At 72.4% G+C, this 14,301-nt stretch carries 3 protein-coding genes; all 3 read left to right on the top strand.

What is annotated here, in order from left to right; genetic code table 11:
* Window positions 1-5: 5 nt before the first annotated feature.
* The 3 genes from FFI97_RS00495 to FFI97_RS00485 all read left to right on the top strand — a co-directional run bounded on the left by FFI97_RS00495 (window position 6) and on the right by FFI97_RS00485 (window position 14,229).
* Window positions 6-560: an RNA polymerase sigma factor gene (locus tag FFI97_RS00495; protein ID WP_070061142.1), complete on the top strand. Its 555-nt coding sequence runs from the start codon at window positions 6-8 to the stop codon at window positions 558-560.
* Window positions 560-1,579: a FecR family protein gene (locus FFI97_RS00490; RefSeq protein ID WP_221937652.1), complete on the top strand. Its 1,020-nt coding sequence runs from the start codon at window positions 560-562 to the stop codon at window positions 1,577-1,579. The genes FFI97_RS00495 and FFI97_RS00490 overlap by 1 nt, the downstream gene beginning before the upstream one ends.
* 140 nt (window positions 1,580-1,719) lie before the next feature.
* Window positions 1,720-14,229: a filamentous haemagglutinin family protein gene (locus FFI97_RS00485; RefSeq protein WP_144004326.1), complete on the top strand. Its 12,510-nt coding sequence runs from the start codon at window positions 1,720-1,722 to the stop codon at window positions 14,227-14,229.
* Window positions 14,230-14,301: the final 72 nt, after the last annotated feature.

Raw genomic sequence — 14,301 nt, 5'->3', positions numbered from 1 at the left:
ACGCCGTGGAACAGGACACCCCCGGCTTCCTGCGCAGCCTGCTGACCAGCCGCTACATCGACTTCCGCAACCGCCTGCGCCGCCGCCTGGGCTCGGAAGAGCAGGCCGACGACGTGCTGCACGAGACCTGGCTGCGCGTGCAGCGCATGAGCGACCCCGGCCCGGTGCAAAGCCCCATGGCCTACCTGCTGCGCATCGCGTCGAACGTGGCGGAAGACCGGCGCATCTCCCACGGGCGCCTGCTCGACTTCGTGGAGGTCGAGGAGCTGCTGCATTTTTCGGACGACAGCCACGACCCGGCCCGTGTCTCGGAGGCACGCAGCGAGGTGCAGGCGCTGGAGCGCGCGCTCGAGGAACTGCCGCGCCGCCGCCGCGACATCTTCATCGCCTCGCGCGTGGACGAGACGCCGCATGCCGACCTGGCGCGGCGCTACGGCGTGTCGGTGCGCATCGTCGAGCGCGAAGTGAAGGCCGCGCTGGTGCATTGCGCCGGCCGTTTGGGACGCGATGTGATCCAGCGGTTCGGTCCCGGCGCCGGAAAACAGTCTGAGAAGACATGATGGCCGCCCCCAACCCGATCCCAGACGCCGACCGCGCAGCCCTGGATACCCAGGCGCACGACTGGCTCGTGCGCCTGACCTCCGGCCGCGCCACCACCGGCGACGCGCAGGATTTCCGTCGCTGGTGCGCCCGCAGCCCGCAGCATGCGCAGGCCATGGCCGACGCGACGCGCCTGTGGGATTTGACCCGGCCCGCCGCCGAAGCGGTGGCACAACGCATGCCCGCGATGGACACAACGCCGCGGGCGGCCACGGCCATCGCCGCGTCGCGCCCGCCGATGTTCGGCCGTCGCCTGTTCCTCGGCGCCGCGCTCGCGGCCGGTGCCGCCGCCTTCGTGGTGGTGCGCCCGCCCGCCGGCCTGTGGCCCGCGCTGTCCGACATGACGGCCGACTACCGCACCGGCACCGGTGAGCAGCGCCGCGTGGTGCTGGCTGATGCAGCGGCGGTGGTCGAAATGAACACGCAGACCAGCCTCAACCTCGCGCGCGGCGCCGAGGGCGAGCCGCCCGTGCTCGACATGCTCGGCGGCGAGGCGCAGGTGCAGCTCGACGCGGCGCGCCGCGCGCCCTTCACCATGACGGTGGGCGGCGCGCGCCTCGTGGCCGCGTCGGCCAGCCGCTTCAACGTGCGTGCCACGGGCGGCGAGGTGTGCGTGACCTGCTTCGCGGGCTCGGTCGAGCTGCGCGACGGCGAGCGCGTGCTGGTGGCGGGCGAGGCGCAGCAGATCCGCTACGGCGGCCGGCGCGAAGCCGAGGTGGCGCGCGCGCCCGACCTCGCGGCGGTGGCTGCCTGGCGCGAGCGCGTGCTGGTGTTCGACGACACGCCGCTGGCGGCCGTGGTCGACGAGATCAACCGCTACCGGCCGGGGCGCCTCATCGTCACGCGCGCCGAACTCGGCCGCCGCAAGGTGCAGGCGCGGCTGCGGCTGGACGAGCTGCCGCATGTCGAGACGCTGATCGCCGTGAGCTACGGCGCGAAGCTCACGTCGCTGCCCGCCGGCATCGTGCTGCTGGGCTAGCCGCGCTGTGTGACGCGGCTGTGAAAAAAACAGTGCTGCGTCCGCGTTCGCAAATTCTCCCGAACTTTTGCAGCGCGCGTGTCGGTCGCATCCGGTGAGCCCGGTCTCTTCTCCAGAACGGTTTTTCTCTGGGGTATGACATGAGCAACAAGACATTCCGCCGCGCGCCGGTCGCGCACGCCGCCGCCCTCGCGCTGGCCATGGCGGGCCTGGCGGGCAATGCACAGGCGCAGCGCGCCTTCAGCGCCGCGTGGATGGCGCAGAAGAACGTGGCGCAGGGCACCGCCGTGGTTACGGGCTACCTGCCCAACGGCACGCCGGCCTCGATGCTGACGAACCCGCTGGCGCAGCAGCAGAAGGCCAACGAGCAGCTGCGCCAGTCGCTCGGCAACCTGGGCCTCACGGCGCAGGCGATTGCCGCGCAGCAGGCCGCACAGGCCGCCGCACGCGCCGCCGCGCTGAACGAGCCCTCGGTGCCCGACGGCCTGGCCGAAGGCGGCCTGAAGGTCGACACGAATTCACTCAGCGCCGGCTGGCTCAACGCTCGCGCGCTCCACCGCGATTCGCAGAAGCAGGTTGACGGCCGCACCGTCGTCACCGTGGAGCAGACCGGCGACAAGGCCATCCTGAACTGGGAGACCTTCAACGTCGGGCGCAACACCACGGTCGATTTCAAGCAGCAGGCCGACTGGGCCGTGCTCAACCGCGTGAACGACCCGAAGGCGCGGCCTTCGCAGATCCAGGGCCAGATCAAGGCCGACGGCACGGTGCTCATCGCCAACCGCAACGGCATCGTGTTCAGCGGCACCAGCCAGACCGACACGCGCAACCTCGTGGCCGCTGCCGCCCACATCGGCGACGACCAGTTCAAGGCGCGCGGCATCTACTCGAACGACACCGCGCCGAGCTTCACCACGCGCAAGGAAGACCAGGGCAAGGTCGAGGTGCAGGCCGGCGCACGGCTGACCACCAAGGAGCCCGCCTCCGTCACGCAGGGCGGCGGCTACGTGCTGCTGCTGGGCAAGGACGTGGCCAACGCCGGCGAGATCGCCGCGCGCAAGGGCCAGGCGCAGCTCGCGGCGGGCGACAGCTTCGTGATCCGCAAGGGCATGGGCACCGAGGCCAACGCCTTCTCGACCACGCGCGGCAACGAGATCGCGCCGCAGTTCGTGGCCGACAGCACGGCGGGCACGGTGCGCAACACCGGCCTCATCGTGGCGCGCGAAGGCGACATCACGCTCGCCGGCCGCGACGTGCGCCAGGACGGCGTGGCGCTGGCCACCTCCACCGTCGCCGTGCGCGGCACGGTGCACTTGCTGAACTCGGCCGCCGACACGCGCGGCAACGTGGCGCTGGGCCAGGGCGCGGTCACGGCCGTACTGATCGAGGACGACGGCAAGGCCAGCGCACTCGACAGCCAGCGCGACGCGCTCATCAAGGAATCGGCCGCGCAGGACGCCGCGCGCGCGCTCGTGCCGCCCGCGCTCTTCGACAACCTCTCGCGGCTGTCGGACCGGCGCGACCAGTCGCGCATCGAGATCGTCTCGGGCGGCGACATCCGCTTCGAGGGCGAGTCGCTCACGCTGGCCACCGGCGGGCAGATCGCGGCCAGCGCCACGCGCCGCAGCTTCGTGGCCGACAAGGCGCGCCTCGATGTGTCGGGCGCGGTGGGCGTGAACGTGACGATGGAATCGAACAACGTCAAGGTCAACGTGCAGGGCAACGAGATGCGCGACGCCCCGCGCAACCGCGAGAGCGGCAAGCTGTTCAACAACGACGTGTGGATCGACCGGCGCAAGCTGGTGCGCGTGGCGCCCGGCGTGGGCGGCTACGAGGGCGAGCGCTGGTACGCGGCGGGCGGCCTGCTGGAGGTCGGCGGCTACCTGGGCAACCAGGGCCACGGCATCGGCGAATGGGCCGCGCAGGGCGGCACGGTGGTGTTGGGCGGCAGCGAGGTGGTCACGCAGGCGGGCTCGACGGTCAACCTGTCGGGTGGTTCGCTCAACGTGCAGACCGGCAAGATCTACCAGACCTGGCTCAAGGGCAGCGACGGGCGGCTGTACAACCTGAACAGCGCGCCGTCGGACCTGCTGTACGACGGCGTCTACAAGGGCTTCGAGGCCGAGCACGTGCGCTGGGGCAAGGCGAACACCGACTATTTCTACAACCCGCTGATCGGGCCGCAGCGCAAGCTGGAGAACGGCTATACCGTCGGGCGCGACGCCGGCCGGCTGGTGGTGAGCGCGCCCACGGCGGTGCTCGAAGGCGACATCGTGGCCGAGGTGTTCAACGGCGCGCAGCAGACGCGCGCCCGCGACGCCGCGCTGGACGACGGCTACCGCCAGTCGCAGACGGCGGTGGCGCGCGGAGGCGTGCTGGCGGTGGGGCGCTACGGCGCGCTCGGCCGCATCGACCTGTTCGACACCGACGTGCGCTTCGGCGACGTGGCACCGGTCACGCAGCAGATGGCCGCAGCCGACGTGCTGGCCGACGAGCGCATCGGCACGCTGTGGCTCGACGCGGCGCACCTGAATGCGCAGCGCCTGTCGGTGCTGGACATTGGCACGCGCGGCAGCATCAACGTCGAGAAGGCGCTCACGCTGGCCGACGGCGGACGCATGGCCCTGCTCGGCGCGTTCATCGACATCGGCGCCGACGTCACGGTGCGCGGCGGCGCGCTGGAAGCCGGCAATGTCTTCACGTCGCCGGTGGCGGGCGCCCAGCCGCGCGTGCTGGCGAAGGACGCCGATTCGTCGCTCACCGTGCGCGACGGCGTCACGCTCGACCTGCGCGGGCGCCGCGTCGACATCGGCACGGCGCCTGAGGACTCGGCCACGCTCGCGGTCATCGACGGCGGCACGGTGCGCCTCGAATCGACGCACGGCGTGACGGTCGGGCAGGGCAGCCTGATCGACGTGTCGTCGGGCGCGGCGCTGCTGGCCAAGGGCAAGCAGAAGGGCGGCAAGGGCGGCAACGTGACGCTGGTGGCCGACTCGGCCGCGTCGCCCACCGATGCGAAGGGGCGCCTGTCGCTCGGCGGCGAGATCCGCGGCCACGGCGTGAACGGCGGCGGCACGCTGAAGATCGAAACGGGCCACGCGCTGCTCATCGGCCCAGACCCGGCGCTGTCGGACGCGACGCAGCTCGTGCTCGACGCGTCGCGCCTGCAGTCGGGCTTTTCCACCTACGACTTCAACGGCCATGCGGGCCTCACGGTCGCGCCGGGCGCGCAGCTCGACGTGCTCATGCCGGTCTATCGCATCGCGCCCGGGGCCGGTGCCGACCATGAAGCCGGCATCGCATTGCCACTGTGGACGCCGCCGCTGCTGCAGCAGGACACGGTGAACCGCCAGGCCGTGCAGCGCCAGGGCGCCGACCTCGTGCTGCGTTCGCAGCGCCGCATCACCGAAGGCGGCAACATCGCCATCGGCGCGGGGGCGGTGGTGACGGTCGATCCGGGCCGCTCGATCCAGCTGCTCGGCGGCGGCCTGAGCAGCTTCGTGGTCGATGGCCGGCTCAACGCCTGGGGCGGGCGCATCGCCATCGACATCGAGGCGCCGGCCTTCAACTCGCCGCTGAGCACGTCGTTGCAGCCGCACAACCGCTCGGTGTGGATCGGTGAGGGCGCGGTGCTCGACGTGGCGGCGCGCGCGCAGACCGGCATCGACGACGACGGCCGCCGCTACGGCACGGTGCGCAACGGCGGCACCATCTCCATCGGCGGCGCGCTCGACTGGGAGGCCAAGGGCGCTGCCAACGCGCCCGACCTCGCGATCGTCATCCGCCCCGGCGCGCTGCTCGATGCCTCGGGCAGCCATGCGCGCATCGACGTGCCGGCGGTCGGCGGCCTGTGGCGCGAGCTCGACGTGGTCAGCGACGGCGGCAGCATCGTGCTCAAGTCGGCGCACAGCCTGTACCTCGATGGCACGTTGCGCGCCCACGCGGGCGGCGCGAATGCGGCGGGCGGCACGCTCGCAGTGGCGCTCGAAGCGCCGGTGTTCTCGAAGATCTACACCGTCGACGACGCCGTGCGGCAGGCGCGCGAGCTGGTGATCTCGCAGGCGCAGCAGCCCAGCGGATTGCCGGCCACCCTCAAGCCGGGCCATGCCGACGCGGCACTGGCCTACGGCAAGGGGCGCCTGAGCGCGGACCAGGTGCGGGACGGGGGCTTTGGCAATCTGTCGCTGCTGGTCAACGGCCTGCTGAGCTTCGACGGCCACGTCGACCTCACGACCGCGCAGAGCCTGCGCCTGTACGCCGGCAGCTTCGCGCTGGCCGACAGCGCGGCCACCGATTCGCACGTGCGGCTCGCCTCGTCCTACCTGCGGCTGGCCGGCGTGACCGGTGCGCCCAAGCAGGACAACGAGGTGATCTACACCACCACCTGGCGCCACGGCGCATCGACCCGCGCGAGCGAGGCCACCTTCACGGCCGAGGCCGACCACATCGACATCCGCGACCGCGTGGGCTTCGGCGCGCACGGCGAGATCGCCATGAAGACCGGCCCCGCGCAGGTGGTGGACCGCCGCGGCTTCGACGCCGTGCACATGACCAGCCGCGGCGACCTGCGCCTGCTGGGCGGCACGCCCACGCTCGGCCTGCTCGGCGCGACCACGACCGAGCTGGCGACGCTGGGCGACCTCACGCTCACCGCCGCGCAGATCTACCCCGCCACCGGCGCCAACGCGCAGATCCGTGCGGGCTACGACGAGGGCCGCGTGCTCGACATCCGTCGCCAGGTCGAGGGCGACGTGGCGATCCCGCAGTCGGCATTCGGCACGCTCGCGCTCGGCGGCGGCACGGTGCGCCAGGGCGGCATCGTGCGCGCGCCGCTGGGCAACCTCATCGTGGGGCAGGACGGACGCAGCACCTTCGAGGCGCGCGCCAGCCTGCTCGAGCTGCTGCCGGGCAGCATCACTTCGGTCAGCGGCGCCGGCCTGCTCATGCCCTACGGCGGCACGACCGACGGCATCGGCTACAGCGTGGCCGGCGCGCCCATCGACAAGCGCGCCATCGGCAGCAGCGGCATCCTGCTCACCGGCGACAGCGTGGTCGGGCACCAGGGCGCGCTGCTCGACCTGTCGGGCGGCGGCGAGCTCACGGGCGCGGGCTTCGTGAGCGGACGCGGCGGGTCGGTGGACGTGCTGCGCACGCCGCTGGCCAATGCCAATCCGGCCAACACCTTCAGCAAGGCGGGCAACGGCGTGTACGCCATCGTGCCGGGCTTCCAGGGCGGCTACGCGCCGGTGTCGCCCGACGCGGGCGCCGGTGAGCCGGCCATCGGCCGGCAGGTCACGCTCGATCACGATGTGGGCGGGCTCAAGGCCGGCACCTACACGCTGCTGCCTTCGACCTACGCGCTGCTGCCCGGTGCCTTCCGCGTGGAAGTGGGGGCGCAAAGCGCGCTGCCCGCGACGCCGCTGCCGGCCGGCTACGGCTCGTACGTGGCGAGCGGCTACCTCGGCGTGGCGAACACGGCGGTGAAGTCGTCGCTGGCCAGCCAGCTGGTCGTCACGCCGGCGGCGCTGGTGAAGCAGCACGCCAGCTACAACGAGATGGGCTACGACGCCTTCGTGGTGGCCGATGCGGCACGCCGCGGCGGCGTGCGCGGCGAGATCGCGGCCGACGCCCGCAACCTGCTGCTGGACTACTTCTATTCCAAGCCGAAGGACGGCGTGTCGATGCTGCAGTTCGACGGCCAGGCGCTGTTCAACCCGGCGGTCGGCAGCGCGGGCTTCGGCGGCACGCTGTCGGCGAAGGGCATCGCCATCGAGGTGACGGCACCGGGCGCGCAGCGCACGGCCGGGTTCACGGGCGCGTCGCTGCAGGCCGACCAGCTCAACGCCTTCGGTGCACCACGGATGATCCTGGGCGGCCAGATCGACCTGCCGTATGCCGACAACTACGCAACCTTCAAGTCGAACACCGGCCATGTCGTCGTGCGCAGCGGCGCGACCTTGCGCGGCGCGGAAATCTTCCTCGTGGCCGGCGGCTACGGCGACGGCATCCAGGTGGAGCAGGGCGCGTCGCTGAACACGCTGGGCGCCGGTGCGCCGGCCTACGATTCCACCGACGGCGTGGTGTTCTCGGCGGGCCTGGGCGGGGTGCTGGGCCTGTCGAACGGCTGGATCAACCTGCTGCCGCCCGTCGCCGGAGGGATACCCGCCACGGTCCAGATCGGCGCGTGCCCCAGCGGCGCCTGCACCGGCCACACCACGCTGTACGGCGAGGGCACGCTGGCCGTGGCCACCAACCGCTCGTTCACGATGGCCGACAACGTGCGCTACGGCGCGAAGAACCTGCTGCTGGCGGTGTCCTCGGTCAACCTGGGCAGCGACGCGGCGCTGCAGCAGGCGGCGGCCAACGGCCAGCTGCCGTCGGGCCTGTCGATGAACCAGGTCATCCTGGCGAACCTGCTGGCCGGCAACAAGGGCGAAGGCGTGCCCGCGGTCGAGACGCTGGTGCTGAACGCGCGCGAGTCGGTGAACATCTACGGCGCGGTGTCGCTGGACACGCTCGACCCCGCCACCGGCGTGTCGTCCATCGAGCGGCTGGTGCTGGGCACGCCCGCCATCTACGGCTACGGCGGCGCGGGCGACACCGCGAAGATCACGACCGGCGAATTCATCTGGACCGGCCTCACGCCGCGCCCGCCCGGCAACGACGAGATCTTTCCCGGTGGGAACGCACCGGGCGGCGCCATCGGCAGCCTGCTGGGCCACGGCACGCTCGACGTGTCGGCCGCGCGCATCGTGCTGGGCCACGCGCCCCACACGCAACCCGACGCGGGCTACTCGGCGGACCGGCTCGCGCTGGGCTTCGGCACGGTCAACCTGAACGCGAGCGAGCGCATCACCGCCAACGGCAAGGGCACGCTGGGCGTGTACCACCAGCAGGGCGCGTACGTGACGGGCAAGGGTTACGACCACACGGGCGGCCAGCTGAACCTGCGCACCCCGCTGCTCACCGGCGAGGCCGGCTCGAACAACCGCATCACGGCGGGCGGCGACATCGTGGTGAGCGCACCGGCAGGCGCGCAGCCCGCCGGTGACGCGGCGCTGGGCGCGCAACTGGCGCTCACCGGTCGCAACATCACCATCGACGGCACGGTGGGCCTGCCCTCGGGCAAGCTGCAGCTCACGGCCAGCGGCGACGTGACGCTGGGCGCCGAGTCGCGCATCGACCTCGCGGGCCGCGCCGTGAAGTTCTTCGAGCAGACGCGCTACAGCCGCGGCGGCGACCTGGAGGTGACGAGCACGGCCGGCAACATCGCGCAGGCGGCGGGTTCGGTGATCGACCTGTCGGCCACGCACAACCGCGGCGGCTCGCTGCAGGCGACGGCGCTGGGCACTGGTGCGGGCCGCATCGACCTGGGCGGACGCATCCTCGGCACCGCGAGCGGCACGTACGACGCGGGCGGCACGGTGGTGCCCTACGACGCGGCCGAGATCAGCGTGCGCGGCCAGACCGTGGCCGACTTCGCGGGCCTGAATACGCGCCTCAACGAAGGCGGCGTGACGGGCGCGCGGCGCTTCCAGATCAAGCAGGGCGACCTCGCCATCGGCGACGAAGTGAAGGCGCGCGTGGTCGAGGTCACGCTCGACGGCGGCAGCCTCACGGTGAACGGCCGCATCGACGCCAGCGGCTTCCAGGTGGGCGCGATCCGCCTTGCGGCCAAGGGCGACCTCACGGTGAACGGCACGCTCGACGCGCACGCCACCGGCCTGCGCGTGGACAGCTACGGCAAGATCATCGACAGCCCGAACCGCGCCATCGTCGACCTCACGAGCACGCACGGCACGCTGACGCTGGGCGGCGGCGCGGCCATCGACCTGCGTGCCGGCACGGCCGTGAGCGCGGCACAAGGCAACGACGGCATCGCGCGCGGCACGCTCGCGCTGAACGCGCCGCGGCGCGGCGACAACGACGTGGCGGTGAACGTCGCCGGCACGCCCGCCATCCAGGGCGCGAAGAGCATCGCGGTCAACGCCTTCCGCACCTACAGCGACGCACCGCTGGCGAGCGCGCCCGACGTCACGGGCCACGTGCCGCAGCTCATCACGCAGAAGTACCTCGACGAGATCGACGGCCACAGCAGCGCCTTCATCGACAAGGCGCTGGCCAACACCTCGCTGTCGGCGCGCCTGGCGGGCCTGGGCAGCTACCACCTGCGCCCCGGCGTGGAGATCGTCAGCAGCACCGGCGAGGGCGACCTCAGCGTGGTCGGCGACATCGACCTCTCGGGCTACCGCTACGGCCCCGGCGCGAACCGCACCGACCCGGCGCGGCGCGGCTTCGGCGAGCCCGGCGTGCTGGTGATCCGCGCCGGCGGCAACCTCAACGTGTACGGCAGCATCAACGACGGCTTCGCGCCGCCGCCGGCCACGCCCGACGACAAGGGCTGGTACCTCACCGAGCAGCGCACGAAGTTCGGCACGCCGTTCACGCCCGACGGCGGCGACATCGTCGTGCCGATCGACGGCGTGGTGCTCGACAAGGGCACCGTGTTCCCGAAGGACGCGCTGCTGAACTACGACGTGCCCGCCGAAGCCATGGCGCTGCCGGCCGGCACGGTGCTGCCCGTGACCGTGACCTTGGGCGCGGCCTACACGCTGCCCGCCGGCACGGTGCTGCGTGCCAACGTCTACAACGCCGACGGCAGCGTGCGCCTGAAGGCCGGCACGGTGCTGGGCGAGGCCGTGGTGCTGGACAGCGGCATGAAGCTGGGCGCGGGCACCGCGCTGCGCGCCGAGGCCAGCGTGCAGGCGATGGTGTGGCCCAAGGGCGTGCGCCTGCCGGTCGCGATGAAGGCCGACGGCACCATCGCGCTGGCGCGCGGTGCGGTGATTCCGTCGCTGACCGATGTGCAGCTGCCGAACGACGCGGCCGTGAACCTGCGGCCCGAAGTCGACGGCGTGCAGGGCCGCAACTGGGCCGTGGCGCCGATGCTGGGGCAGGGCGCGACGAGCTGGAGCCTGCAGCTCACGGCCGGCGCCGACCTGGACTCGGCCGACCGCCGCGCGGTCGATCCGGCCAAGCACGGCGCGCTCATCCTGGCCGACAGCCACGCGATGTACAACGTCAAGCTCACGCCGGGCGGTAGCGGCTTCCTGTGGGGTCCGAACGGGCCCATGTGGGGCCACGACGAGGGAACGCCGATGGACCCGCTGGATTTCGAGGCGGGCTACTGCGACTGGGGCGGTGAGGGCACCTGCGTGGTCGACCCGGCGCGCCTTTCCTACTTCTGGGGCCCCAACGGCGACGACTGGGACCCGAGCTTCGTCGAGGGCACGCCGGTGCTGCCCGAATACGTCACGATCTGCGAGTGGGGGCCGGGCATCTGCACGACGGTCATCAACCCCGTCAAGGACGTCACCAAGTACACGCCGCTGTCGCCGATGTTCAGCGTGCTGCGCACCGGCACGGGCGACCTGGGCCTGGCGGCGGCGGGCAACTTCATCATGGAGTCGCCGTTCGGCGTTTACACGGCCGGCACGCGCTCGGCGCCGCTGCTCGACGCCAACGGCCTTGACCCCTTCAACCTCGCACGCGGCAAGGCCGTCGGCGGCTCGGTGATCGGCCCGCAGACGGCGGACTACAGCGCCGCGCTCGCGGCCTACCAGGCCTGGTACCCCGAGCAGGGCGGCAACCTCGACATCACGGTGGGCGGCAACGTCGTCGGCGACGTCTGGGGTCATTTCGGGGGCGAGCGCGGACAGGCGCCGAGCGCCGCGGTGGGCAGCTGGCTGTGGCGCCAGGGCTCGGGCACGGCCCTGCCCGGCAGCGACCGCATCGCGACGTCGTGGTGGATCAACTTCGGCACCTACGCGCTGCCGGCCGGTGCGCAGGTCAGCACCGACAGCAGCCCCGAGCCCTTCCTGGTGGGCTTCACCGGCATGGGCACGCTGGGCGGCGGCAACCTCACGCTGCGCGCGGGCGGCGACGCGGGCCTCACCACGCGGCTGGGCAACGGCCAGGTCTGGCAGCGCAGCGAGGCCATCGTGGCGGCGGTCGGCAGCACGGGCCGCGTCGACGCCAACGGGCAACTGACGCTCACCGGCGGCGGCGACCTGCAGCTGCGCATCGGCGGCGTCGTCAACCCCAACCTGGCCGCGGCGCAGTACGGCAGCTCTGGCACCAATACGCAGTACCAGGACCTCAACGGCGCCCTGGTCAACCTGCGCGGCGCGGCCACCGTGTCGGCCTCCGCCATCGGCGGCGTCGAGGTGCGCTACCGCAAGTACGCGTTCTCGCTGCCGGGCCAGGAGGGCGATGTGAAGGACACGCGCCCCATCGACCCCTTCACCCCGACCATCGGCGTCGGCAATGCCGGCATCGTGCTCGTGCCGGGCGATTCCGCGATGTACCTGGACACGCCGGGCGACCTGGTGCTCACCAGCGTGGCCGACGCGGGCCGCGCGCGGGTGCCGAACAGCTCGGCATTCAAGTTCGGCGGCACCGAGTACGGCATCGGCCAGGGCTGGTTCACGCTGTGGACCGATCGCACCGCGATCAACCTGTTCAGCGCGGGCGGCAACCTCACGCCCGGCACCGACCTGGCGAACCGGGAGGCCGCCGGCCGGTACCTGGGCAGCATCAACATGAGCGACAACGTCACGGTCTACCCGTCGATCCTGCGCGCGACGGCGGCCTCGGGCAGCCTGTACTTCGGCTTCTCGGCCACGCCCGCCACGCAGGCGCCCGGCCGCGCGCTGGTGCTCGCGCCGTCGCCATCAGGGGCGCTCGAGTTCCTGGCGGGCAACTCGCTGTTCGGCGGCGGCTATCCGGTGGGGATGTCGGGCGCGGTCACGCCGCTGCCCACGCCCTGGGCGCCCGCCTTCGTGGGCTACAACTCGCGCCAGCAGCCGGTGGTCTACAACACCAGCCCGGAGGGCTCGATGGTCGGATCGCCCGGCGTGCCGAACTACGGGGTGGTCGACAACCACCCTCTGTTCGCCTTCGGGCCGGACACGCTGGGCCCCCGCGCGCTGCACGCGGCCGATGCGCCGCCCTCGCTGTTCTACGCCGTGCGCGGCGACATCCTGGGCTTGGCCAGCGGCACGGCGCGCAAGGTGCAGGCCAGCGGCGAACCCGCGCCCGAGATCTGGTACCGCTCGGCCGCGCCGGCGCGCATCCGCGCCGGGCGCGACATCGTCGGCACCGAGGCGCTGATCGTGAACAACGACCCGCGCGACGTGTCGCTGGTGCAGGCCGGGCGCGACATCCTGTACGCGAACCTGCAGGTGGCGGGCCCCGGCACGCTGGAGGTGTCGGCCGGTCGCCACATCACGCAGGACGACCGCGCCAGCGTGGTGAGCCGCGGCGCGCTGGCCGAGGGCGACACGCGCCCCGGCGCGAGCATCGCGATGATGGCCGGCATGGGCGCGATGGGGGTGGGTGGGCCGGACTTCTCGGCCATCGCCGACCGCTACCTCGACCCCGCGAAGCGCGCCGAGTCGGGCCCCGGCCAGTCGCTGGCGAGCCAGCCGGGCCGCGTGGTGAAGACCTACGACGCCGAGCTGGCCGCATGGCTCAAGGAACGCTACGGCTTCGTCGCCACCAGCGCCGACGTGAAGGACCCGGGCAGCGCGCTCGCGTACTTCAAGGCGCTGGCGCCCGAGCAGCAGCGCGTGTTCCTGCGCGGCGTGTACTTCGCCGAGCTGCGTGCGGGCGGGCGCGAGTACAACGACGTGGACGGCCCGCGCTACGGCAGCTACCTGCGCGGGCGCGGCATGATCGCCACGCTGTTCCCCGACCTCGACGCGGCGGGCCAGGAGATCGTGCGCACCGGCGACATCATCCTGTACGGCCCCTCGGGCGTGCACACCGACTTCGGCGGCGACATCCAGATGCTCGCGCCGGGCGGGCAGATCGTGGTGGGCGTGCAGGGCGCGGTGCCGCCGGGCAGCGCGGGCGTCATCACGCAGGGCATGGGCCACATCCAGCTGTTCAGCGAAGGCAGCCTGCTGCTGGGCCTGTCGCGCGTGATGACCACCTTCGGCGGCGACGTGCTGGCCTGGTCGGAGCAGGGCGACATCAACGCGGGCCGGGGTTCCAAGACCACGCTGGTCTACACGCCGCCCAAGCGCGTGTACGACAACATCGGCAACGTGAAGCTGTCGTCGCAGGTGCCCAGCTCGGGCGCGGGCCTGGCCACGCTGGCGCCCATCGCCGAAGTGCCGGCGGGCGACATGGACCTGATCGCGCCGCTGGGCACCATCGACGCGGGCGAGGCGGGCATCCGCGTGTCGGGCAACGTGAACCTCGCGGCCCTGCAGGTGGTGAACGCGGCCAACATCCAGGTCAAGGGCGAATCGGCCGGCCTGCCGGTGGTGGCTTCGGTGAACGTGGGCGCGCTCACCAACGCCAGCGCGGCGGCCTCGCAGGCCGTGGGCGCGGCGCAGGAGGCGATGCAGCGCGAACGCGCGGCGGCGCGCCAGGCGCTGCCGTCGGTGTTCTCGGTGCGCGTGCTGGGCTTCGGCAACGAGGCCGCCGACGGCGCCGCCGCGCCGGCCGATGCGGGCCGCGCCGCTGCGCGCCCGGTGGGCTACGACGCGCACAGCCCGGTGCAGGTGCTGGGGCGCGGGCCGCTGGGCGACGCGCAGAAGACGAAGCTCACGGCGCAGGAGCGGCGTCTGCTGGGGCAGTGAGAGGGAAGGGCGGCAGATGAATTTTTTGTGACAAACGACATTCCGGGGCGCGCAGTTCCGTCTTTGTCTCAG

The organism is Variovorax sp. KBS0712 (genome assembly GCF_006323185.2).
Classification (GTDB): domain Bacteria; phylum Pseudomonadota; class Gammaproteobacteria; order Burkholderiales; family Burkholderiaceae_C; genus Variovorax; species Variovorax boronicumulans.
Note: the sequence above shows the minus strand (reverse complement) of the source record. Positions and strands in the feature narration are given on the sequence as shown.